We start from the raw sequence: 23,343 nt of genomic DNA on the forward strand, positions 1-23,343 counted from the left end.
CGGAATGAAACGGCGCTTTCTACAACTTTACACTGCCATGCTATGTCTCAATAGCTGAGCGTTGACTGCAACAATAACGGTGCTTAAGCTCATGAAAACAGCCCCAATTGCAGGACTTATCACCAACCCTGAAATAAACCCCGTAGCCAGAGGAAGTGCAACCACATTGTAACCAGTGGCCCATACCAGGTTTTGGATCATCTTCCTATACGTAGCCCGCCCGAAAATCACCAGATTGGCAATGTCCTTCGGGTTGCTATTCACCAGAATGATGTCGGCAGTCTCTGCCGCCACATCAGTGCCGGAACCCACAGCGATACCAACGTTGGCCTGGGCAAGTGCAGGGGCATCATTTACTCCATCGCCTGTCATTGCCACAAAGTGCCCTTCCTTCTGTAGTTTCTTAATGATATCCACCTTTTGGTCAGGCAGCACCTCGCTGTAGTAGCCGTCGAGGTTCAACTTCTCGCTGACCGCCTTGGCCGTCTTTTCATTGTCGCCTGTGGCCATGAACAGTTTCATGCCTTTCGACTTAAGTGTTTTGATAGCGTCGGCGCTTTCCTCCCTGATCTTGTCAGACAGGGCAACAAATCCAACCAACTTCTCTTCCCTGATCACAAATACAATCGTTTCGGCGGCATCGGAGCCGGCCTCCTTCGGCACCCCGATGTCCTTTTCCTTTAAGTAACCCGGGCTTACTACTTTCCAATTTTTACCCTCAACACTTCCCTGAATGCCTTTAGATGTCAGCGACTCAAAGTTCTTTACATTCTTTAGTTCTAACTTTGATTCTTTGGCTGCCTTCACAATACCCTGCGCAATAGGGTGCTCGGAGCTTTGCTCTAGAGATGCTACAGCAGCCATCATCTCTTCTTTTATTAGGTCATCGGTAAGGCTTTCGTACCGTGACACACCAAATTTACCTTCGGTAAGCGTGCCTGTTTTATCAAACACAAACGCTGTTATCTTTCTTGCATTCTCAAAGGCGGTTCTGTTTCTGATCAGCAGTCCCTTGCCAGCCGAAACAGCAGTGGAAATTGCAACTACTAGAGGAATGGCCAATCCCAATGCATGGGGGCAGGATATCACCATCACCGTCACCATGCGCTCCAGGGCATAGTCCATTGGCTTGCCTATGGCCAACCATGCGATGAGCGTAATCGCACCAGCACTCAAGGCCACATAAGCCAGCCACTTGGCGGCCGTATTGGCCAGATTCTGCGTTTTCGACTTCGCCTTTTGTGCGTCCTGCACAAGCTTAATCACCTTATTGAGGTAGCTCTCCTCCCCCGTCTTTTCTACCTTTACTTTGAAGGACTGATTGCCATTCACAGATCCTCCAATGACCTGATCGCCTTTTGCTTTCTTAGCTGGTTTGCTTTCGCCAGTCAGCATACTTTCGTCCAGGTAGCTCTCGCCCTCCACTATGACACCATCAGCGGGAAGCTTTTCGTTGGCCTTAATGAGTATAATGTCATTCTTCTTTAGTTCAGACACTTTCACGTCCATCACATGATCATCGTGAACAAGGTGCGCCTCCGCTGGCATCATCTGCACCAGAAGCTCCAGCGCACGGGAAGCACCCATAACTGACTTCATCTCTATCCAGTGGCCCAACAACATGATCACAATTAGCGTCGCCAGCTCCCAGAAAAAGTCCGTTCCTTCCAAACCGAATACGACAGCCGAGCTATATCCATAGGCCACTGTAATGGCCACTGCAATCAGCAGCATCATACCAGGAGCCTTTTCCTTTACCTCATCCACAAGCCCTGTCAGGAAAGGCCAGCCACCGTAGAAAAACATGATGGTTGAAAGCCCGAACACCACGTATTGATCACCGGCAAAGGCTAACTCAAAGCCGAGCCATTCCTGCACCATTTTGGATAGCGCCAAAATGGGCAATGTAAGGACAATCGATACCCAAAACCTCTTCTTGAAGTCCTGTATCATGTGGGCGTGGTGATTGTGATGGCCTTCATGTTTGCTTTTCATGTGGCCACCCTGATCCTCCATTGAATGTTCTGAATGATGGTGTTTGTGTTGATTTCCCATTTACTGTCTAATTTCAAATTCTTCACAGTCAAAGCTTCACTTTTCACAAACGATTCATTCATTCCAAATCGTCCCTTTCTTTACTTCAACTGTCCATTCTAATAATGATTTTTCCAAATTGCTTACCAGCCTCCATCCACTCAAATGCATGCATGATACTTTTAAGTGGAAAAACAGTGTCGACCAGTGGTTTCACCTTTTTCAAATCGATGAACTCAAGCATTGCCCTAAATTCAGCATCGCTACCCATCGATGATCCATGAATCGAGAGCTGCTTCCAAAAAATGGTGCTTGGGTTCAACTGGGTAATTTTACCAGCAGTTCTGCCAAAAAGAACAATTCTGGCACCAGGATTGGCCAGTTCTGTGAGGGCAGCAAAGCCTGCTCCGGCGGCGCTGTCAATAATAATATCGAATCCTCCAGCCAACGCCAGCAGCTTTTTATCCCAATCCGACTCCTTGTAGTTTACACCAGCCCTGGCACCCAGACTGACGGCCATTTGAATCTTCTCCTCGCTGCCTGAGGTAACATAGGTGCTAGCGCCTGCTGCTGTGGCAAATTGCAAGGCAAATAGAGCGGCACCGCCACCTACTCCCGTTATTAACACATTACTTCCTCTTTCGAGTTCCCCCCTTGTGAAAAGGGCCCGATAGGCTGTAAGCCCTGCCAGAGGAATCGCAGATGCTTCATCAAAGTCAAGATGTGCAGGCTTCTCATAAACATACTCAACCGGTATGCTGATGTATTCGGCAAACGTTCCGTTTCGTGGGAAGCCTAAAATTTGGTAGTCCGGGCCCTGCACTCGTGGATTGCTCCCCCAATTCAACGAGGGATTGATCATTACGGCTTTTCCGATCCATGTGCTCGCCACACCAGGCCCAACTTCCACTATTTCGCCAGCTCCATCTGACCCCATAATAACTGCGGACTGGCTAAAGATGCTCCGCTCCTGCATCGACCAAAGTTCATGATGATTGATCGAGGCTGTTTTTAGCTTAACCAGCACTTCGCCCTTACCAGGTTTTGGTGTCTCTAGTTCGCTTACTTCCAATTGGTAAGATGATTGATTAAGTACAGCTGCCTTCATGCTTTAGGTTTTTAATAATTGAATTACCGAAAAAAAGTAACCCACTCCGTTTTTGAGAGTGGGCTTCGAAAACTATCTAAGAATGTCCTGGAGGCCTTGCGGCAAAATACGACCCCAGTCGCCGACTATCCCGGTTACGGATATAGTCCCTTCCGGCAGCTTAAAGTGACTGAAAGATGCCCTGGTGTAAGTATTAACATACGCACCGGATGCCTCAGAAGTGATGGCCCAGGTACCGTTAAAGGCCTTGATTCCGTCAGCATCTCTGAATTTTACTCCAGTAATAGTCACTCTCTTTCCTTGGTAGTTTCCGGAATAGAGTTGATCAAGAGTGATTACCTCGGGTGCTACAATCTGGTTGTGCTGAAGCACCACGCCGAGCATATCATGCACGTTGGCAATGCCTTTTTGTCCATTGAAATTATTGCCAGACCCGTTCACCAGGTTGATGCGAACCCTGTCCCCGGTTTTAAGGAAGTTCTTAACAGTGAAACGCAACATGATGCCACCTGTCTCATCCTGAATATAAGCTGTTTTGTCATCGATAACGTTATCGGCTGACGTCACCACTCCCTCGATGAAATAGTCAGTCGACATCCAAAATTCGCCATCAAATTCATCGAAGTAGTTCCTTAACTCTGCAATGCTGTGTACTTCACTGGCTGGTTCTTCATCATTTTCTTCTATTCGCACGGTTAACTGCGAAACCTCTCCCTTTTCAAGCCAGCCAGTTGTTGCGTCGATGCTAAAGGTCATGTCATAAGTACCCAATACCAACGCATCATCGGAAGGAAAGATGGTGAACTGAATAGAGCTTGCACCGGGCAAAACCTCTATCTCTATTTTGTTCTGAACAGCGACCGGCACGGTGGTGAAATGAGTCCCATAATTGCGGCCGTTGGGTGCGTCAATCACAAGTGTTACAGTTTCCTTTTCAGTCAAAGGATTGGTCAGCTTGAGATTAACAGCGTAGCCGTTCTCTTCGTATTCTGAAAGGTGAAGGAATACGTCCTCGAAATTGATCCTCGCTCCTGTTGGCTCTTCGGGCAATTCCAAAAGCTTTACATTTGACGCTGCCTTACTACCAATCAAGTAGCCTTGCGACACATTGGCCACGGTGAGAGTGATTGTCGATTCGTTCCTCTTGTTGTCGTTTTTCAGCCTGTGCACTGTGAAAATATTTGTGCGCATTACCGCCTGAAACTCCATCCTCACCACGCCGTTGACTGCCGCCGGCTTGGTAAAGAAGTCCTCACCATATACCGCATCGCCAAACAATTTGATAAAAACAGTGCCGTCCGATGGCGCATCAGCACTTAAAGCCACTGCCACCTGAATAGAATCGCCTACCTCAGCAATGTTGTGGGTAGTGTTTAAAAATTCGACCGACACGGCTACCGGGCCTGGTTCCTGGTCGTCGTCTTTGGAACAGCCAAACAGCGTTGCACCAATGGCAACAGCATAAAAAAATGATTTCAAAAATTGAGTTTTCATTGAATTTTGAGTTTTACCTTTAAATGATGTGTTGTTGAAAAAAACGTACAATTACCCTGCAAATCCGACTAAGGAAAAGTCAACTACCAAAGGATAACGAGCTCACGGCCAGCTGAATCGCCGGAAAAAAGCGCTCCTCTCCTAGCCATCATCTTCAAATGATGGTTTTTAATTTCGTACGTGTTGGTTAAAATTAATTATTGGAAAGCCTTTACTTAATAGGTCAGTGATAATCCCCCGCCCCATTTCATATCGCTGTCATAATGCGTTGACAGGGAAAAGTACTTGGTCAAAATATACCTGGCCCCCACACTATACTCAAGATCAGTATTCCACATTCCCCAAAGCCTGATGCGGGAAGAAACCGGTATATCTTCACGGGCAAATTGGATGCGGAAATTACCTATCTGATCCACCCTGAGGTCTGTTTTCACAAACCACGGGAGCGTATATTCAAGGCCAAAGCATAATACGCTTCTGTCATCCTTGGTGTTGCGAATTCCAAAAATATTTTTTTCCGTACCCTCCGCAGACCTGCTCCGCACATCCCAACCGGCATAGGGCATGAAGAATTGATTTCTGCCAAAATACCTCCCAATATGGCTTTCCGACTCATAACCTGTAGTTTGATTAAAACCAAGTCGCCACTCCGTTTGCAAAGACCAGCGGGTATTCGCCGTCCATAGCTCGCCATCGCTCCCATTGCTTTCAAGACTAATTTCTGCGCCGGAATAGAAGCGCCGGTCATCTTGATACACCTTTCGAAGGGCCTTCTTCGGGTTGCCCAGATCAGGGTTTGTTGGGCTGCCTTCGTAGGAAAATATCCTACCCATTCCTGACATCATGTGATAAAGAATGTGACAGTGAAAGTACCAGTCTCCGTACTCTTCAGATGCATGGAACTCAATGGTATCGGTTTCCATGGGCAAAATATCCAGCACCGTTTTCATTGGCGAATAGGCACCTTGCCCATTCAGGGTTCTGAAAAAATGACCATGCAGGTGCATTGGATGTCGCATCATCGAGTTATTGTAGATCACAATGCGCACATTTTCACCTTTCCTGATTAGAATCTTGTCTGTTTCTGAAACTGTCTTGTTATCAATGGACCAAACGTACCTGTTCATATTACCAGTAAGCTCAAACTTCAACTCACGGGTGGGCACATCGGGCAAAGTAGTCTCGGTGGGCGACTTAAGCATACCGTAGTTGAGGGTAACAACAGGCTCGCTGCTGTCCACAATCTCGGGGTACATCACAGTGTTCATGTCCATTTGCTGCAAGCTCATGTTCATGCCCATGTCTTCCATCTTGCCACCTACAGTCATCATGTCATTCATCATTTTCATCCCTTCAAAGTACTTGAGCCGGGGCATCGCTCCAGCAGGTACTTCCTTGCCCTCACCCAGCCACAAAGAGGCGCTTTTGGTGCGGTCTTCTGAGGTAGCAAGGAATTCATATTTTCCAGAGTCAGGAATGGTGACTACTACGTCGTAGGTTTCTGATACGCCCACAATCATTCGGTCTACCTCCACCGGTACCACGTCGGCCCCGTCGTTGGCAACTACCGACATCTTGCCTCCGGCAAATTTCAGCCAGAAGTAGGTTGAAGAACTGCCGTTGATAATCCTGAGCCTCACCTTTTCACCTGTAGCAAAAGAGCCCTTCTGCGCTGGAAGCCCATTAAGCAGCACCCTTTCATAGTACACGTCGCTCACGTCCATGGCCATCATCCGCTTGAATTCGTTGCCGAATTTCGTACCCAGGTGATGGGCCTTGCCAGCCTCCCAATAACTCTGAGCAGCTCCCTTTTTTATGGCATACCAATCGGTCGCATTATGCAGGGACCTCTCAATCTGATGGGGATTTTCATCACTCCAGTCGCTGAGCAGCATGGTATATTCCCGCATCGGGTCAGCCTCTCTCTTGCTGATAATGAAAGCCCCGTACATGCCGAGTTGCTCCTGCAGCATGGTGTGCGAATGATACCAATAGGTACCACTCTGAACAATGGGGAAGCGAAAAATATGGGTACTCATGCCCTTGACCGGCGTAGTGGTAAGGTACGGAACCCCATCCTGCTCGTTTGGCAGTATCAAACCATGCCAGTGAATGGATGTTTCATGGTGCATTTTGTTGTGCACGTGAATCTCGGCTGTGTCGCCCTCTGTAAAATACAAGGTTGCTGGTAGCTGACCGTTGATGGCTATGGCCGTTCTTTCCTTGCCTGTGTAATTCACTACAGTATCGGTCACGGTCAGGTCGTATCGTACCAATTGCTGTGCAACTGACGGCCAAAAGCCGATCAGAGATGCTAAAAATAGCAGCAGCCTTTTCATGACAATTTTAGTTAATCTTTTGTTCTACCTTTCCACAGCTAAGCATTTGCTTCCCGTAGAATGGATTCTTTATTGTTGCCTCTTCAGCCAACCAGTATGCCTTTTTCATCGGGCAATAGTCGTAGTAAACAGCACGATCAAGTGAGCCAGGCTCTTTGATCACAGGCCATAATTTTGCCGATAAAAGGCCAAGTGAGGCTCGTTGCTTTTCAATATCCTGGGTCGAAGAAATGGCGTGTGCTTCTTTGAATAAATCTTCCTTTGCCTGGGAAAAAGCTTTTTTGGCAGCTGGGCTCCAGTTAGAAACATCTGTCATTTTTAAAGCTTCCTTAAGTTTGCCTGCACTTTCAGAAGCAGATTTTCCATCTCCAAGGACCAGCGCATTTTTTACGCTCAGGTAGTTTTCGAATACCTGCTCCAATGTTCCGTTTTGAGCTGAAAGGCTGCCCAATGAAAGGGCAGCCCACAGCAATGTTAGCATCGTCTTCATGGTGCTTAGCTGATTGCTTCCGCTACGTAGCCTGCTTTTTGAATAGCCTGGCTAATCTGCTCAGACGTAACTCCTTCAGCACGAACCGTAAGAATTTTCTCAGGATTCTTAAGATCTACTTCCCACTTTTCGGCACCAGCGGTTTCATTGAGATAAGGAGTTACCTTTTCGATGCATCCTGTACACTTGATGTTTGATTTGAACTTTAATGTTTCCATTTTATTTTGAATTTAAATTATAATGTAAAAATAGCTTGTCTGCGAACCAGGAGCGTTACACAATTCCCGGCTTGTATTTCAAAATTCAGGTGTAGGAAAGTGTAATAGCATCAGAGACTGGTTTTCCAGAGCAAAGAAGCACATATCCCTCCTTGAGCTGACTGTCTGTAAGGGCATAATTTTCAACCATATTAACTTTGCCTGAGAGCAGCTTTACTTTGCACGCTCCGCACATGGCCTCCTTGCATGAATGTGGTAGCTTCAATCCTTTATTGAGTCCTGTTTGCAAAATGAACTCATCTGTTGATAGCTCCAGTGAAAACGATTCAGCCCCTTTCAAAAAAGTTATCTCAGACCTTCCCGCACTTGGCTCTATTTCAAGCTTGCCGAAAGCAGCTGTGGGCTGATAAGACTCACTGTACACTTTACTGCGGTCAAAATTCAGCTCGTCAAGATGCTTCAATATGGCTTGCATCATCGCCTCCGGCCCACATAGATAGATTTCAGTTGCGTCGCTATATCCGCTGTCTAAATAGGCGGCCAGCCTGGCTTTGTTAATATAGCCATGATGCACATTGTCCAACTGGCGATTGGCGTCCCACTTTTGCAAAAAATGAACCACGCTGAACCTGCCGGGGTTTTGCTCCTCCAGCTCATCAAGCTGATCCCCAAAAATGACGGTATCAGGCTCTTTGTTAGAATAAAGCAAGGTGACCAGCGGCGGCGCTTGCTGCTGAGACCTGGAATTAAGAATCGTCTTGATCATGGCAAAAAGGGGAGTAATTCCACTTCCTCCTGCTATGAAGATCATGTGTTTGACAGGATTACCCTCATTTCTCAGCCCAAACCTACCTGCTGGCTCACTCACGGTCAGCGAATCACCCTGCTCCACCGTTTCAACCAGCTGTCTGCTCAGGCGCCCACCTGCCATTTTTTTGATGGTAACTGAGGGCCGTTCACCTGCTAGGGGCGATGAAGAAAAAGAGTAGGATCTGCTGATCGTTTCATTGTCTACTTCACCATAAATGTTAATGAACTGACCTGGTGAATAATTGCGTAACGAAGGATGGTTTTCAAACTGTAAAGTGACGGCATCCCTGGTCTCACGAATAACTTTGTGGATTTTGACTGTGTTTTCCATGACAGTAAATGTTAGTTGGAGCAGACTCTTCCAAGCCCGGTATCAGTTGATGCCGGTGGCTTGAAAGAACCGCAATTTTGGGTTTTTGACTTATTAGATCTTAGCCACCTTCAGCCTTAAACTGTTGGCGACAACGGATACTGAACTAAAGGCCATGGCTGCGCCTGCGATCATTGGGTCCAAAAGGAATCCATTAATGGGATACAAAACGCCGGCAGCCAACGGAATGCCTATCAGGTTGTAGATAAAGGCCCAGAACAAGTTCTGACGTATGCCCATGACCGTCTTTTTCGACAGCATCAGCGCTTTGGGAATCACGTTAAGGTCGCTGGTGATTAGCGTCATCTTGGCTACGTCCATGGCGATATCGGAACCTTTGCCCATAGCGATGCTGACATCGGCCTGAGCCAGCGCATGCGAGTCGTTGATGCCGTCTCCTACCATTGCGACTACTTTTCCTTCAGCCTGCAGGGCCTTGACAAACTCCGCTTTTTCGGAAGGCAATACTTCAGCTTTAAAATGCTTCAGCCCCACCTGCCTGGCCACAGCTGCCGCTGTCTCCTTGTTGTCACCAGTCAACATATATACTTCAATGCCCCGCCCTTGCAGCGTCTGGATCGCTTCCTTAGAAGTTGCCTTGATCTTATCGGCAATAGCCAATACAGCAATCACTCGCTTGCTATCTGTGAAATAGACTACGGTGTTCGCCTTACTTTGCCATTTAGAAGCTTCAGCCGAAAGGCTATCATCTATGACGATGTTCTTCTCCAGCACTAGTTTCCGGTTGCCCACGTAGTAGGCCTCTTCTGCACTCACCGCTCTTACACCACGGCCCGTCAAACTTTCAAATCCTGTTATGGCTGATGCCGCTACCTGCTCTTCCTTCAGCTGATTGACAACCGCTTCCGCCAGCGGGTGCTCACTTTGGGATTCCATGCTAAGCAATATCCCTTTGTGGTTATCCAGGTTTTTATCGCTCAGCCATATCGCCTCGGTCACAGCTGGTTTGCCTTCTGTAATCGTACCAGTTTTGTCAAGAATGATGGCGTTTACCTTATGCCCCAGTTCCAGGCTCTCTGCATCTTTGATGAGGATATTGTTCTCAGCACCTTTGCCAACGCCCACCATAATGGCTGTAGGGGTGGCCAGCCCAAGCGCACAGGGGCACGCAATAACCAGCACAGTAATCGACGCAAGAAGTGCCATGGTAAAAGCATTGTCGCCCCCAAAAATCATCCAGACAATAAAGGTGAGGATGGAAATACCCAGTACTACTGGCACAAATATGCCGGCAATTTTATCCACCAGCTTTTGTACCGGCGCTTTGCTTCCCTGCGCTTCCTGCACCATTTTGATGATGCTGGCAAGCACGGTTTGGCCACCTACTTTTTGCGCCACCATGCGGAAGCTGCCTTTTTGATTGACCGTGCCAGCAAAAACTTTGGCACCGGCAGTTTTTTCCACTGCAACAGACTCACCAGTGATCATACTTTCATCCACATACGACTTGCCTTCGGCCACTTCGCCATCAACAGGGATTTTCTCCCCGGGTCTTACAATTAAAATATAGCCTTCTTGCACCGACGAGATAGGAATTTCTACTTCCTCACCACCTACAATGGCCTTTACCGTTTTGGGCTGAAGGCCCATCAGCTTTTTGATAGCAGAAGAGGTATTCGACTTTGCCTTTTCTTCCAAAAGCTTGCCCAGCGAAATGAAGGTGATAATAACTACTGCCGCTTCGAAGTAGACGTGTGCATGGATCCCTCTGCTGTGCCAGAACTCTGGAAATACTGTATTAAACACACTAAATATGAAAGCAATACCGGTGCTGAGAGCCACCAGTGTGTCCATATTGGCTTTGCCATGCTTGGCCTGCTTCCAGGCTACTACAAAGAAATTCTTGCCAAAGTAAAACAGGATGATAGCGGAAAGAGCCATGGAAATCCACTTGCCAGCTTCCCAGTCCATAAAAAACATGCCGATCACCACCACCGGCAGCGTAAGTATCGCTGACCAGGTCAACCTCTTTTTGATTGCCTGATAATGCTCCAGCTGCTGTTGTGCCTGCACCTCCGAGGGGTCTTCCACATCCACAATGAGGTCGTATCCAATCGACTGCACCGCCTGCTGCAAATCTTCCACAGATGCGACAGTGCTGTCGAATTGCGCCCAGGCAGTTTGGGTAGCGAAGTTAACGCCTGCCCCCACTACTCCTTTGGTGTTGGCCAGCATCGACTCCACGCTTACTGCGCACGCAGCACAGGTCATCCCCGTAACGGGGAAACTTTCTTTTGTGAGTTTGCCAGATAAACTATCTGCCTTCACTTTGTTTGCTTCTAATGTTGTCATTCTATTTTGAGTTTTTTCTGTGCAAAGGTATGTTCAGCGTCAACAATCAGTTTTACATCATTTTGGGAATGCATTACATAGTTTCCATAGCTTCCCTTGCTTTGAGTTTGACTGACCGCAGTGGTTTATAAGCTGATGTATTTAAGCCCGTTGTCTTCTTAAATTGAAAAGAAAGATGATGCGCACTGCTGAACCCGGTTTTAAAAGCTATTTCCGACAAACTAAGGTCAGTATAAACAAGCAACTCTTTTACCTTTTCAATTCTTAGGGCAATGGCATATCTCTCTATTGTGTTTCCTTCATGGGTCACAAAGAACTCACTTAAAGAGTCATAGTTTTTTCCAAGTTGGCCCGACAAATAAGATGAAAGTTTTGCGGTTCTGGCTCCATCTCCATTCTTACTGAGCCATTCCTCGATAGACTGTTTTATTTGAGAAAGCAATTGCTCGTTTCTATCCGTTATCAGTGCAAACCCCAGCAGGCTCAGCAGCTGTTTAATGCTGCCCTTTTCTGTGCTATCGACGGGTTTTGCAAAAATTACCTTCCCAAGGGCAACATGCTCAACTGGATAGCCGTGAGATTGTAGCAGCTCTTTGATTGTGAATATGCACCTGTTGCACACCATCCCTTTGATATTGATCTCGGTAAACTGTTCCATGCTATTTTGCTTTGTACAAAGTTGAGCACAATAGCCACGGGAGGCGTTACATAATCACCAGATTTGGTTACATCATTATATGATATTGTCGAGAGGGGTTCTAATATCAGTTTGTCGGGATTCTTTGAATTCGGTTGGCGTGAGCCCTGTTATTTTCTTAAACTGCGAGGAAAGGTGCGCTACGCTGCTGTAGCCTAGTTTATAGGCAATTTCTTTCACAGAGAGCTCATCATAAAACAGAAATTCCTTGGCCTTCTCCACCTTTTGCCTGATGATATATTGCTCCAGCGTGATGCCAGATACCGAAGAGAAGAGGCTGCTAAGGTAGTTGTAGTCATAGTGAAGTTTTTCCGCCAGGTAGTGCGACCAGTTAATATTGACTTCAAAATTATCGTGGTGATGTATGGCATCAATCACTGCGGATTTGATTTGCTCAAGTAGCTGACTCTTGCGGTCGTCGATGCGTTCAAAGCCATGCTTGAGTAGTAAAGTGTCCAGCGCAGAGAGCTGACTTGTGGAAACGTTGTCATTTACCAGCCTTACCTCGCCAAGGTTCACGGATGCAACCGGAAGCTTTGCCTCGTGAAAGATTTGCTCCACCACCATGATACAGCGGTTGCAAACCATGTTTTTTATGTGAATCGCCTTTTGGTCTTTCATAAGTTGATTGGCTGGGTCAGGTCTGCAAAAGCACACAAAACCTGGCAATTGTTCTTGATAAAGCTACCTATTCTTTTGTATTGTCTAATAAACACCTTGGGAAAAGAAGAGTTCGGTGATAAGGAAAAATTGGAGCAGCGTAAAAAATAAAAGGACCTGGACCTCCAACCATCAATTGATGTCGGTCGTCTTATGCTGCATGAAAAACTCAAAATTTACTTCAAGTCTGTTACTGGTAGTGGCGGCCTTGACACTACAATCATGCTATGAATATGAGCCTGCACCATCACCGGTAACGCTCCGTGCCGAAAAGTTGACCTATTCCTTTGGCTCTAGTAAAAGCTACCGGACCCTGACTTATGATGCCGGCGGCAGGCTATCGACCATTGTTTCGGGGTTAACTAACCCAGAAGACGGAACCTATGAAACTACGCATAAGCTTTCCTATAGCCGCAATTTGCTAAGGTCAGCGAAGTCAGATGACCAAACCGTCATTTCATATGAATATTCCTACAGCTCCTCCGACATTCTTACTGAAACCAATGCCTACATGGGTAATGATCTTTACGAGTCTCACAAGTATTCGTACGATGGACTGGGCCGACTAACAAAAGATATTACGTGGACGAGGAATGCTACAACAGGCACACTTCAGAAGAACTATCAAATTGAATACAAATACGACAGTCACGACAACCTCATTGAGGAGCGGCGTTCTGGCTACAAGGGCTCAGCCTTTGTTCCCGCATCCACTATTGCTTATCTAAATTTCGATACCAAGAAAAACTCCGAGCACTTCTTCATGAGCAGCCTTCATCATCCATTTGTGATATTTTTTCAGAATAATCCTCAAACACAAAAATTAACCAATGCCAACGGCACTTCTGCCGAACAAAAATTCACCTATGAGTATAATGACATGGGATTGGCGATTAAAAAAATTATTGCAGGTAGCGATGCAAGTTTTGAATACAAATTTGAGCTGGTGAATTGAGGTTCAGATGGCTCTTAATTCGGAATGGAAGGGGCAAAAAACAAAAAGCTGATCAACGTCGATCAGCTTTTTGTTCAGGCACCTGATATTTCAAGCGTGCTTAGTCTTTGGTAACCCTCACGGCTCCAATACCCGCCTCCCAAAGGCGCTTGTTAAAGGCAGGGGCATCGGTATTTATCAATTCATCGGCCCGACTCTTCAGCTGATCCCATTCTGTCATCAGCACTTTGAGCTGATCTCTGTTGGGTTGATTAACCCTCGGTATATCGCTTTCTGTTGCATTGATGAGGAAAAGGAAATTGGCAGTGAACTTGTTCGGGAAGTTCTCCACATCGTCGTATGCCTTCGATTTGCGCTGCACCATGTCTTCATCCCAGGCCTTCATTCCGGCAACCAGGGCCTCGCCGTCCTTCTTTAAAGTTGTGAATGATTCACCTGCGGGTAAGTCTTTTAGCACGTCTTCGATCTGACTTCTTACGTCAAGCACCGTATTGACTTTCTTGTGCATCTCATTCAAACTGCTTTCCATTCCTTTCATGAATGTGTCGTATTCAGCATACGTCGCAGGCGTAGTTTCATAGAGTGGGTTGGGAAGAATTTTGCACTCGCTTTTCGCCTCCTTGCCTGGATATTTTAGTGTCAGACTATAGGTGCCCGGCGAAGCCTTATGGCCTCTGTAGCCTCCTTCCACATAAGCGCTTGGTGCGCCTACCATTGTTGCATAACGCATATCCCACACAAATCTGTTGATCCCCTTAGACTTTGAAATGGTAGGCTCGGGAGATGGTCCACCTGGGTATGACTGAAACTTTGGATCTTTCTCAGAGCTAAGCGTACGCACCAGATTTCCCTGAGCATCTCTGATTTCAAGCGTCACAGCCACCGAATCAGCCAGCTTTGGCAGTTCGTAGTAGATAATGACGCCATTGGCAGGGTTCACTCCTTCCAATAGATTAGTGCCATCAAATTCAGTCGACGTGCTGTTCAAAGGGCTTCCCCAATTGCCAATCACGGCATCATCCGGCCTGTAGAGTTTCAAAGAGTTAGTAAGGCCACCATACTGGCCTAGTACGCCAAGATCATCCAATATCCAGAAAGACCTTCCAGACGTAGCCACCACAAGGTCGCCTTCCTTCACTTTCAAATCCATGATGGGCGTGATGGGGAGATTGAGCTGAAAAGGCTGCCACGAAGCTCCGCCATTCCATGAAATGTAAAGCCCCTTTTCAGTACCAGCGTAGAGCAAGTCCTTTTTCGCTTCGTCTTCCCGAACCACCCTGGTAAACGAACCATAAGGAATGCCCTTGCTGATATTCGTCCAGGTTTTGCCGTAGTCCGTCGTTTTGTAGATAGCCGGTGTGTAGTCGTTGAACTTATATCGGGTCGTGGCAATGTAAGCCGTGGCTTTGTCGTGCGGAGATACTTCGATGGCATTGATCAGGCATTCCGTCAGACCCTTAGGCGTCACATTTGACCAACTGGCGCCATTGTCTCTGGTTACGTGCACAAAGCCATCATTGCTGCCTGTCCAGATCACTCCTTTTTCATGAGGCGACTCAATGACATAAGCAAGGGCTCCGTAGTTCTCAGCACCTACAGCTTCAACCGTATACGGCCCGCCACCTTTGCCTTGCTTTTCATCGATATTCCTGGTCAAGTCTGGTGATACCTCTTCCCAGGTAACTCCTTTGTCTCTTGTTCTTAGCAAATACTGCGCACCATGGTAAAACGTGCCCGGCTCATGCTTTGACCAGATGATCGGTGCATTCCAATCGTAAAGGTATTTCATGTCCCTGGCTGCCATACTCAAATACTGTATCGGTGCGGCCATCACGCCAGTTCCGGCTTTGGACTTCATGTCCAGAATCTCAATGGTGCCGAGGTAGCTGCCTCCCATTACGTAGCGTGGGTCGTCGGGGTCAAAAGCCAGGAAGGCACTTTCGCCACCGGCCGATCTCGTCCAGTCTCTTTCACCTATGCTGTAAGAACCCAAGGACATGCTGGCGATTTTCACCGAACTGTTATCTTGCTGTCCTGCGTAAATATTGTAGGGAAACTCGTTATCAACGTTGATCCTGTAAAACTGCGCTGTGGGCATATTGTCAAGCGTTGTCCAGCTTTCTGCCCCGTTGAAGGTGATGGCGGCTCCACCATCGTCAGCCAACACCATATTTTTAGAGTTGGTCGGATTGATCCACAAGTCATGATGATCTCCATGGGAGGTATCAAGAGATTCCCACGTTTTGCCTCCGTCAATTGAGCGCAGAGCTGGAGCACTCAGCACATAGACAGTGTTTTCATCTTGAGGATCGGTGAAGACTTCGATATAATACCAGGCTCTCTGCAGCAGCCTGTGGTCGCCGCTTACTTTGTCCCAGTTCTTGCCGCCATCACTAGAGACAAACAAGCCTCCCTGTTCTTTATCGGAGTCACTTTCCATGAGAAGAAACACTTTATCTGGATTAGCCCGGCTTACCGAAATAGCCATTTTACCCATTTCTTTGGGCAGGCCCTTGTGAATCTTTTCCCAAGTCACTCCCCCATCATTGGATTTATAGACTCCACTTCCCGGGCCTCCGCTTACCACCTGCCACGGCATACGCTGATGGTGCCACATGGTAGCGTACAGCACCTGGGGGTTGCTCATATCCATGGAAAGCTCGGAGCAACCGGTGAGGTCGTTTACATACAATACCTTTGCCCAGGTAACACCGCCATCAGTGGTCTTGTAAATTCCTCTGTCCTGAGTTGGGCCATGCAAAGCACCCTGAGCGGCCACGTAAACGATATCAGGATTCTTAGGATGAATGACAACCCTGGCAATGTGCTGCGTTTTTTCCAGCCCTATTTTCTTCCAGGTCTTGCCTGCGTCCGTCGACTTATACATGCCGTCACCGTAAGACGTCATCACACCTCTTGGCGCATGCTCACCCATGCCCACATAAACAACATTGGGGTCACTTTCCGAAACTGCTACGGCACCGACTGAGCCCATTTCGAAAAAGCCATCAGATATATTTTTCCAGTAGGCACCAGCATCTTCGGTTTTCCAAACTCCTCCACCAGTGGTACCCATGTAGTAGGTGAGCGGGTCGCCAACTACGCCACTGGCGGTTACTGAACGACCTCCACGGAAAGGGCCAATATTTCGGAATTTTAAGGTTTGAAAGACGCTGTCAAGGTTTTGTCCGTACGACATAGGTGCCGAAACTAACAGCAGCACGAGTAGCCTGAGATGCTTCATTTTTAGATTGATTGTTGTTAAGCGCTCAATATAGCAACAATTCGTCATGTTGGATAAGTCTATTTTATGAACCACATGAGGAGACAAAACTGATTTTAGTCAGTTTTTTTTCAGCAATATTCTACCCTAAAAACCAGCACCTGTAATTTCTGCAATCAGCTGAAAATGAATTTGATAAGTCTCTAAAAACCCGGCAATACAATTGGCTATCCAAAGCAGCGCCCTGCTCCAATGTGACATTTGTTACTGAAGGCGCTCCAAGCCGCCGGTAGTTTTGTCCCAGCGTGAAACGGCCAACTGTCAAGAAACCCATGGATGTTGATGCGGTAATCATTTGGCTCTTCACGAACACAAAAAACATCATCTTAAAACAGGGAGCATATGGAATTAATTGGATTTTCAGCCTCAGTCATCATGGGACTATCGCTGGGGCTTATTGGCGGGGGAGGCTCCATTCTAACAGTGCCAATCCTTGTTTATCTCTTTGGTGTGGATCCGGTGGCTTCAACAGCCTACTCGCTCTTCGTCGTGGGACTAACAAGTTTGGTAGGATCAGTCAGTCACTTCAAAAAAGGTAATGTGGATTTAAAAACCGCATTCATCTTTGGGCTGCCGGCCATCATTTCTGTTTACAGCGTACGCAAGTTTCTGGTACCGGCCATTCCGGATACCATCATGACGATTGGGTCAGTTACCGTGACAAAATCACTATTTGTGATGGTGTTATTCGCAACCCTCATGCTGTTGGCGTCCATCTCAATGATCAGAAAGCCAAAAAAGAAGAAAGAAGGGGAAGAAACGGAAATGAAATACAAGTACCTCATCATTCTTGCTGAAGGGCTATTGGTGGGAGGTATAACGGGACTCGTAGGAGCCGGAGGCGGCTTCCTGATCATTCCGGCGCTGGTTTTGATGGCTGGTTTGCCGATGAAAAAAGCAGTCGGGACATCGCTCCTCATTATAGCCATGAAGTCACTGATCGGGTTTACTGGCGACCTAAGCGGAGCACTCATCATCGACTACAAATTTATGCTGATCTTCTCGGCTTTTGCTATCGTGGGCATATTTGCGGGTAGTTATCTCACCAAGTTTATCCCCAACGAAAAGCTAAAACCGGTATTCGGATACTTCGTGTTGGTCATGGGCTTTTACATCCTCGGAAAAGAGCTTCTCTTCTAATTCGAAACTCGTCCAAACCACGCAGTCGGATAACCCACAGGTTATCTCATGAAACCACAATATCGTCAGCGGCTCAGGAAGCTTTTTCCTTGCCCACACATTTCTAAAACCATCATCTAAAACATATTCTATCCATGAGTTTATTTGAAATCATTCTGCAACCGTGGCCGTGGTATGTAGCGGGCGCTTTAATTGGCCTTACCGTGCCAACACTATTACTGCTTGGGAACAAGCACTTTGGCGTGTCTTCTTCTCTTCGTCACATTTGCGCAGCCTGTGCTCCTGCCAGCATTCCCTTTTTTCAATACAATTGGAAAAAAGAAAGCTGGAACCTCTTTTTTGTTGGCGGTGTGCTGCTCGGTGGTTTAGTGGCATCGGTCTGGCTTAGCAACCCTCAACCGATACAAGTAGCCCCAGCCACCATTGCCGATCTCCAGGCCCTCAACATCACAGTCGACAACAATTTGATGCCAGCTTCCATTTTCACCATCGATAACCTATTAACGCTCAAAGGGCTCTTCTTCTTTGTCATCGGCGGATTCATGGTAGGCTTCGGCACACGCTACGGTGGCGGTTGCACATCCGGACATGCCATCATGGGTCTTTCTAACCTGCAATGGCCATCGTTGGTAGCCACTTGCTGTTTCATGGTTGGTGGCTTTGCAATGGTTCACCTCGTCTTTCCATGGCTCTTTCAACTTATTGCTTAACCTCTCATTTCCATAAAACTTATGCAAAACTCAACTCAGGTCTCAGACCCTCAACCGGTAATCGTAGAGCACCCTATTGAATGCGAGGCACCCAATGACCAAATCTCAGAAGACAACCACCTTACATCCAATATCAAGTACCTTATTGTCGGTCTGGCATTTGGCATCGTCTTCGTAAAGGCCGAAATCATCTCCTGGTATAGAATTCAGGAAATGTTCCGGTTGCACTCATTCCACATGTATGGCGTGATAGGAACTGCTGTAGTCGTAGGTATTCTCTCTGTTTGGGCTATAAAAAAATTCAAGATCAATACCCTACAGGGGGAAAAAGTAGTTTTTCACGACAAGAAATTTCACTGGGGCAACGTCATCGGTGCGTTGATATTTGGTCTTGGTTGGGCCATTACCGGCGCCTGCCCTGGTCCGCTTTACGCCCAAATAGGCAGCGGTTTTTCTGTAGTGACAGTTACGCTTATTAGCGCAATAGCCGGCACATGGGTATATGGGCTGCTGCGTGACAAACTACCTCATTAATGGTAAATTACACTCCATGGATCACCCATTATTCAAATCCAAACAAATAATCAGTATACTGAATTTACTGATTGTCGCCGTTCTTTTGTTGCTGGTGGCATCAGGTGGTCTCATTGCCTCCCTGATGATCAAGCCTGGCAAGTTGCCGACAGTGGCAGCCACTCCCACCACGGCCAACAGGACTATCCAACCCGCTGGCCCCAGGGCAAGCACTCTTTGGGAGGCACCGCTTGAAAGTAGCCTTCCGGCAGGAAGCCAGGTGGAGATGATTCGCTATGGCAAAGAGCTGATTGCTCATACTTCTCTTTACCTGGGCCCGAAAGGAACAGTGGCACAAATCAGTAACGGTTTGAACTGTCAAAACTGTCATCTTCAGGCAGGCACCAAGCCTTTTGGCAATAACTATGGCGGTGTAGCCAGCACCTACCCTCAAGTGAGACCCCGCTCTGGCAGGGAAACAAGTATCGCCAGCAGGGTCAACGGTTGCTTTGAGCGAAGTCTCAACGGACGGCCTTTGAAAGAGGATAGCAAAGAGATGCAGGCCATTGTTGCCTATATCAAGTGGCTGGGACAGGATGTGGAAAAAGGCAAAAAGCCAGAGGGTGCGGGTTTGGTGACACTTGCGTACCTCGATGAGCCCGCCAATCCAGCCGCTGGCAAGCTCCTGTATGAGCAAAAGTGCGTCGTGTGTCATATGGAAAACGGTGCCGGGCTGGCCAATGGCGATGGCACGGAATACGTTTACCCTCCTCTTTGGGGTGCTCACAGTTACAATCAGGGAGCAGGCCTTTATCGGCTTTCAAAATTTGCTGGCTATATAAAAGCTAATATGCCTTTTGGAGCTACCTACGATAGCCCACAACTCTCTGATGAGGAAGCCTGGCACATTGCAGCCTATGTAAACAGCCTGCCCCGCCCTTCCAAAGATCTCAGCAAAGACTGGCCCGACATATCTAAAAAACCAATCGACCATCCATTTGGGCCCTACGCCGACGGCTTTGGAGAAGAGCAGCATAAATATGGCCCATTTAAACCTATTGAAGAAAAAAGGCGAGCTCAGGCAGCGTCAAAATAACAACTCAACCATGCATCGCATATTTCTATTTATCACGCTATCGTTCACAATGCCATGGTTATCGTCAGTCTTTGCCAGGCAAGCGAATCCGGCCTGGCTTTCAAAAGAGCTTAGTTTTGAGAAAAACCCGTCTCAAGCAGATACCCTCAACGCCAAGCTCCACTCCTATGGAACCTTTGAAGGGCACCTGAGAAGCTTTTCGATGGCCACCGTCAACCACGAAGACTTCCTGGACTACTATGCCCAGGGTGTTGGCGCTGGTTTGGGATACTATTCGCCAGTTATTAAAAATTTTCAGGTAGCTGTAAGCGGCTTCTTTACCTACAACCTGGCATCCAGCACTTTGAGTAATCAGCCCCCCTTTAACAACCGTTACGAGGTAGGCTTATTTGATGTGTTAAACCCCGACAATCGCAGCGACCTCGGAAGGGTGGAGAACCTGTATCTGCGATACGTTCTGTCAGCAAAAAGCAAGTCTTACATTCAGGTTGGCAAGTTTGGAATAAAAACGCCGATGATGAATCCTCAGGATGGCAGAATGATGCCCAACCTTCAGGAGGGTGTTTGGACTGATATAAATGAGTGGAAGAAAATTAAGCTGAAGGGTGGCTGGCTGTGGGGCACCTCACCCCGAAGCACGGTTACTTGGCTCAGTATTGGTGAGTCGATAGGTGTTTACCCAGTGGGCAGGGCTGTTAACGGCGCTAAGGCTGAGTATGTCGGACGCCTCAGCTTGCCTGGAATAGCCATCGCAGGCATCACCTACCTGCCCGTTAAAACTTTCCAGGTCAATGCCTGGAACTATACAATACCAAAACTATTCACAACCAGTTTACTTAACGGAGAATGGACAAAAGAGACAAACGCTTCGAAATGGTCTCTTGGAGGACAGTACCTTTTCCAGCAGTCTCTGTACCAGGCCGATCTGCCTATCGAACAACAGTACATCAGCGAGGGTGAGCAGGCACATGCCTTCGGATTAAAAATAGGTTGGGCCAACCTTTCAACCAAAACGGGATGGAGCCTGAACTATACCCGAATTGCGGCAACGGGGCGCTTTCTGTTTCCTAGGGAATGGGGCATTGAACCCTTTTTCACATTTATGAACCGGGAAAGGATGGAAGGCGCTGGAGACGTTCATGCTGTGACGGTCAAAAACACGCAGTTTTTGGATGAGAACAAAAGGTTTTCTCTTCAAAGTATGGCTGGAGTTTTCAGCATGCCTGCTTTAGATTCTCCTGCATTGAATAAGTACAATATGCCCAGCTTTTATCAATTAAATGTGAGGGCCAAATACAACTTCGACGGGTTTCTTCGTGGCTTGCAAGCCGACCTTATGTATGTCTACAAAGGCGCTCTTGAAAAAGACTTACCAGAAACACCAGCTAATTTTCACAACAAAGTAGACATGCATCACATTTCGCTGGTGTTTGACTACAATTTCTAAACGGCGCAAAAAAGCTAAGAAAAAAGCCCTGTGTGACAAGAATCACTGAGAAAGACACGCTTCAGTCCGACCTTTACAATAAATTAAAACTAAATAAACATGTATTTCCAGCACGTATACGACAAATCACTCGCCCAGGCCAGCTATTTCATTGGGTGCCAGAAAGAAGGTGTAGCTATTGTTATTGACCCCAAGAGGGACGTTGACACCTACATTGAGATCGCCCGGCAAAATAAGATGAAGATAACCCACATAGCAGAAACGCACATACATGCCGACTTCCTGTCGGGGTCAAGAGAACTTTCTGCTCTTACCGGAGCTGAAATGTATCTTTCTGACGAGGGAGGAGAAGGCTGGCTGTATGAGTTTCCCCATGTCGGACTAAAAGATGGTTCAGTTTTCAATGTCGGAAACCTCAAATTTGAAGTTTTTCACACTCCTGGGCATACCCCGGAAAGCATTAGCTTTCTATTGACTGACATGCCTGCCAGTGATAAGCCTGTGATGATGTTTACCGGCGACTTTGTATTTGTTGGTGACGTAGGAAGGCCCGATTTGCTTGAAGAAGCTGCCGGTATCAAAGGAACCAAGGAGGTGGGTGCAAAGCAGATGTTTAAATCTGTTGAGCGTTTCCGTCAACTGGCCGAATACATTCAGGTGTGGCCGGGTCATGGCGCAGGTTCTGCATGTGGCAAAGCCCTCGGTGCTGTGCCGAGTACCACGGTAGGCTACGAAAAAGTGAGAAACTGGGCGCTTCAGCATGAAAATGATGAGCCTGGTTTTGTGAAATACCTGCTGGAAGATCAGCCGGAGCCCCCCAAGTACTTTGCGATGATGAAAAAGCTGAACAAGGTCGACAGAAAGCTGATGACTGAGGTGCCAGCATTGAAAAAGTTATCTAAAGAAGACTTCAAGGCAGCCATGGACAAAGGTATTAAGGTAATTGATACCCGAATGAAAACTGATTTTGCCAAGGGCTTCATTCCAGGCACCATCAATATTCAAGGCAACAATGCTTTTGCCACCTGGATGGGTTGGTTCCTGTCCTATGACGAGCCATTTATTCTGATAGCGGAAGAGGCTACCCACGATGATCTTACCCGTAAACTAATGCGCATAGGTCTCGATAATATTTATGGGTACGTTTCTGGTGTTGAAGTTTGGGAAGAGCTAGGCAACAAACTTGAAAAGGCCAGTGTGATCTCACTCGATGAGTTCAAAGACATCCTGAAAACAAACCACACCCAGGTAGTGGATTTGCGTGGAGCTGCTGAATATAAAACAGGGCATATTAAAGGGACAGACAATGTGTTCATCGGAACCCTTGAGAAGAACCTTGACAAGATCAAAAAAGACCAGCAGGTAATTATCCACTGCCAGTCAGGCGACCGGTCTTCGATTGGTTACTCAATCCTGGCCAAAAATGGCTTCAAAAATGTGAAGAACTATTCAGGCGGCATGGGCGAATGGGCAAATGCCGGTGAGCCTATTGTAACAGACAATTAAGCAACATTAACTCAAATTTGTAGGGCACCCTTGAAAATGATAATCTATTGATTATCAATGGCTAATATTAAGGGGGTGAAGAAATAAAACCCCGAAATAGGCTGTTTGCAGCTTTTTTCGGGGTTTTTGATTTGTTATTTTGTAGTGTCTAAATACAAAT

At 47.1% G+C, this 23,343-nt stretch carries 18 protein-coding genes; 7 read left to right on the top strand and 11 right to left on the bottom strand.

Annotated elements, in window-relative coordinates:
• Positions 1–27: 27 nt before the first annotated feature.
• From RIG68_RS07655 to RIG68_RS07700, 10 genes are all read right to left on the bottom strand, one after another.
• Positions 28–2,055, bottom strand: a complete 2,028-nt coding sequence (locus tag RIG68_RS07655) for a copper-translocating P-type ATPase (protein ID WP_502880618.1) — start codon at positions 2,053–2,055, stop codon at positions 28–30.
• A gap of 85 nt (positions 2,056–2,140) precedes the next feature.
• Positions 2,141–3,142 carry a zinc-binding dehydrogenase gene (locus tag RIG68_RS07660; RefSeq protein WP_350120672.1) on the bottom strand — a complete coding sequence of 334 codons (1,002 nt, stop codon included), beginning with the start codon at positions 3,140–3,142 and terminating at the stop codon, positions 2,141–2,143.
• A 72-nt stretch (positions 3,143–3,214) separates the two neighbouring features.
• On the bottom strand, positions 3,215–4,636 hold the full coding sequence (locus tag RIG68_RS07665) for a DUF5689 domain-containing protein (RefSeq protein WP_350120675.1): 1,422 nt from the start codon (positions 4,634–4,636) through the stop codon (positions 3,215–3,217).
• Between the two features lie 215 nt (positions 4,637–4,851).
• Positions 4,852–6,975 carry a multicopper oxidase domain-containing protein gene (locus RIG68_RS07670; protein WP_350120678.1) on the bottom strand — a complete coding sequence of 708 codons (2,124 nt, stop codon included), beginning with the start codon at positions 6,973–6,975 and terminating at the stop codon, positions 4,852–4,854.
• Positions 6,976–6,982: 7 nt separating this feature from the next.
• Complete coding sequence (locus RIG68_RS07675; RefSeq protein ID WP_350120681.1) at positions 6,983–7,465, bottom strand: DUF3347 domain-containing protein; 483 nt, start codon at positions 7,463–7,465, stop codon at positions 6,983–6,985.
• Positions 7,466–7,470: 5 nt separating this feature from the next.
• Complete coding sequence (locus RIG68_RS07680) at positions 7,471–7,683, bottom strand: heavy-metal-associated domain-containing protein (protein WP_350075028.1); 213 nt, start codon at positions 7,681–7,683, stop codon at positions 7,471–7,473.
• A gap of 85 nt (positions 7,684–7,768) precedes the next feature.
• Positions 7,769–8,824 carry a 2Fe-2S iron-sulfur cluster-binding protein gene (locus RIG68_RS07685; protein WP_350120684.1) on the bottom strand — a complete coding sequence of 352 codons (1,056 nt, stop codon included), beginning with the start codon at positions 8,822–8,824 and terminating at the stop codon, positions 7,769–7,771.
• A 93-nt stretch (positions 8,825–8,917) separates the two neighbouring features.
• Positions 8,918–11,176, bottom strand: coding sequence for a heavy metal translocating P-type ATPase (locus tag RIG68_RS07690; protein WP_350120687.1), 2,259 nt, complete (start codon positions 11,174–11,176; stop codon positions 8,918–8,920).
• A gap of 73 nt (positions 11,177–11,249) precedes the next feature.
• On the bottom strand, positions 11,250–11,834 hold the full coding sequence (locus tag RIG68_RS07695; RefSeq protein ID WP_350075034.1) for a helix-turn-helix domain-containing protein: 585 nt from the start codon (positions 11,832–11,834) through the stop codon (positions 11,250–11,252).
• 75 nt (positions 11,835–11,909) lie between these two features.
• The gene (locus RIG68_RS07700) at positions 11,910–12,494 is read right to left on the bottom strand and encodes a helix-turn-helix domain-containing protein (RefSeq protein WP_350120690.1); all 585 of its coding nucleotides are present in this window, start codon (positions 12,492–12,494) and stop codon (positions 11,910–11,912) included.
• Positions 12,495–12,693: 199 nt separating this feature from the next.
• Between RIG68_RS07700 and RIG68_RS07705 the strand changes: the two genes are divergently transcribed.
• Entirely contained in the window at positions 12,694–13,488 is a 795-nt protein-coding gene (locus RIG68_RS07705; protein ID WP_350120693.1) for a hypothetical protein, read from the top strand.
• Between the two features lie 100 nt (positions 13,489–13,588).
• On the opposite strand, the gene RIG68_RS07710 is transcribed toward RIG68_RS07705, so the two are convergent.
• On the bottom strand, positions 13,589–16,732 hold the full coding sequence (locus RIG68_RS07710) for a VPS10 domain-containing protein (protein WP_350120696.1): 3,144 nt from the start codon (positions 16,730–16,732) through the stop codon (positions 13,589–13,591).
• Positions 16,733–17,113: 381 nt separating this feature from the next.
• On the opposite strand from RIG68_RS07710, the gene RIG68_RS07715 reads away from it, so the two are divergent.
• The 6 genes from RIG68_RS07715 to RIG68_RS07740 all read left to right on the top strand — a co-directional run bounded on the left by RIG68_RS07715 (position 17,114) and on the right by RIG68_RS07740 (position 23,183).
• The gene (locus RIG68_RS07715) at positions 17,114–17,911 is read left to right on the top strand and encodes a sulfite exporter TauE/SafE family protein (protein WP_350120699.1); all 798 of its coding nucleotides are present in this window, start codon (positions 17,114–17,116) and stop codon (positions 17,909–17,911) included.
• A gap of 134 nt (positions 17,912–18,045) precedes the next feature.
• The gene (locus tag RIG68_RS07720; protein ID WP_350120702.1) at positions 18,046–18,621 is read left to right on the top strand and encodes a YeeE/YedE family protein; all 576 of its coding nucleotides are present in this window, start codon (positions 18,046–18,048) and stop codon (positions 18,619–18,621) included.
• 21 nt (positions 18,622–18,642) lie between these two features.
• On the top strand, positions 18,643–19,155 hold the full coding sequence (locus tag RIG68_RS07725) for a DUF6691 family protein (RefSeq protein WP_350120705.1): 513 nt from the start codon (positions 18,643–18,645) through the stop codon (positions 19,153–19,155).
• Between the two features lie 16 nt (positions 19,156–19,171).
• Complete coding sequence (locus RIG68_RS07730) at positions 19,172–20,230, top strand: c-type cytochrome (RefSeq protein WP_350120708.1); 1,059 nt, start codon at positions 19,172–19,174, stop codon at positions 20,228–20,230.
• A 10-nt stretch (positions 20,231–20,240) separates the two neighbouring features.
• A complete protein-coding gene (locus RIG68_RS07735; RefSeq protein ID WP_350120711.1) occupies positions 20,241–21,677 on the top strand; it encodes an OprD family outer membrane porin in 1,437 nt (478 codons plus the stop codon).
• A gap of 99 nt (positions 21,678–21,776) precedes the next feature.
• Positions 21,777–23,183, top strand: a complete 1,407-nt coding sequence (locus RIG68_RS07740) for an MBL fold metallo-hydrolase (protein ID WP_350120714.1) — start codon at positions 21,777–21,779, stop codon at positions 23,181–23,183.
• Positions 23,184–23,343 lie beyond the last annotated feature (160 nt).

The sequence above is a fragment of the Imperialibacter sp. genome (assembly GCF_040222385.1).
GTDB lineage: Bacteria > Bacteroidota > Bacteroidia > Cytophagales > Cyclobacteriaceae > Imperialibacter.

Excerpts from the sequence above, each read along its gene's own strand:
- RIG68_RS07700 (WP_350120690.1), bottom strand. The coding sequence starts at position 12,494 with ATGAAAGACCAAAAGGCGATTCACATAAAAAACATGGTTTGCAACCGC.
- RIG68_RS07720 (WP_350120702.1), top strand. The coding sequence starts at position 18,046 with ATGAGTTTATTTGAAATCATTCTGCAACCGTGGCCGTGGTATGTAGCG.
- RIG68_RS07680 (WP_350075028.1), bottom strand. The coding sequence starts at position 7,683 with ATGGAAACATTAAAGTTCAAATCAAACATCAAGTGTACAGGATGCATC.
- RIG68_RS07735 (WP_350120711.1), top strand. The coding sequence starts at position 20,241 with ATGCATCGCATATTTCTATTTATCACGCTATCGTTCACAATGCCATGG.
- RIG68_RS07715 (WP_350120699.1), top strand. The coding sequence starts at position 17,114 with ATGGAATTAATTGGATTTTCAGCCTCAGTCATCATGGGACTATCGCTG.
- RIG68_RS07690 (WP_350120687.1), bottom strand. The coding sequence starts at position 11,176 with ATGACAACATTAGAAGCAAACAAAGTGAAGGCAGATAGTTTATCTGGC.
- RIG68_RS07740 (WP_350120714.1), top strand. The coding sequence starts at position 21,777 with ATGTATTTCCAGCACGTATACGACAAATCACTCGCCCAGGCCAGCTAT.
- RIG68_RS07675 (WP_350120681.1), bottom strand. The coding sequence starts at position 7,465 with ATGAAGACGATGCTAACATTGCTGTGGGCTGCCCTTTCATTGGGCAGC.
- RIG68_RS07685 (WP_350120684.1), bottom strand. The coding sequence starts at position 8,824 with ATGGAAAACACAGTCAAAATCCACAAAGTTATTCGTGAGACCAGGGAT.
- RIG68_RS07665 (WP_350120675.1), bottom strand. The coding sequence starts at position 4,636 with ATGAAAACTCAATTTTTGAAATCATTTTTTTATGCTGTTGCCATTGGT.
- RIG68_RS07655 (WP_502880618.1), bottom strand. The coding sequence starts at position 2,055 with ATGGGAAATCAACACAAACACCATCATTCAGAACATTCAATGGAGGAT.
- RIG68_RS07710 (WP_350120696.1), bottom strand. The coding sequence starts at position 16,732 with ATGAAGCATCTCAGGCTACTCGTGCTGCTGTTAGTTTCGGCACCTATG.
- RIG68_RS07695 (WP_350075034.1), bottom strand. The coding sequence starts at position 11,834 with ATGGAACAGTTTACCGAGATCAATATCAAAGGGATGGTGTGCAACAGG.
- RIG68_RS07660 (WP_350120672.1), bottom strand. The coding sequence starts at position 3,142 with ATGAAGGCAGCTGTACTTAATCAATCATCTTACCAATTGGAAGTAAGC.
- RIG68_RS07670 (WP_350120678.1), bottom strand. The coding sequence starts at position 6,975 with ATGAAAAGGCTGCTGCTATTTTTAGCATCTCTGATCGGCTTTTGGCCG.
- RIG68_RS07730 (WP_350120708.1), top strand. The coding sequence starts at position 19,172 with ATGGATCACCCATTATTCAAATCCAAACAAATAATCAGTATACTGAAT.
- RIG68_RS07705 (WP_350120693.1), top strand. The coding sequence starts at position 12,694 with ATGAAAAACTCAAAATTTACTTCAAGTCTGTTACTGGTAGTGGCGGCC.
- RIG68_RS07725 (WP_350120705.1), top strand. The coding sequence starts at position 18,643 with ATGCAAAACTCAACTCAGGTCTCAGACCCTCAACCGGTAATCGTAGAG.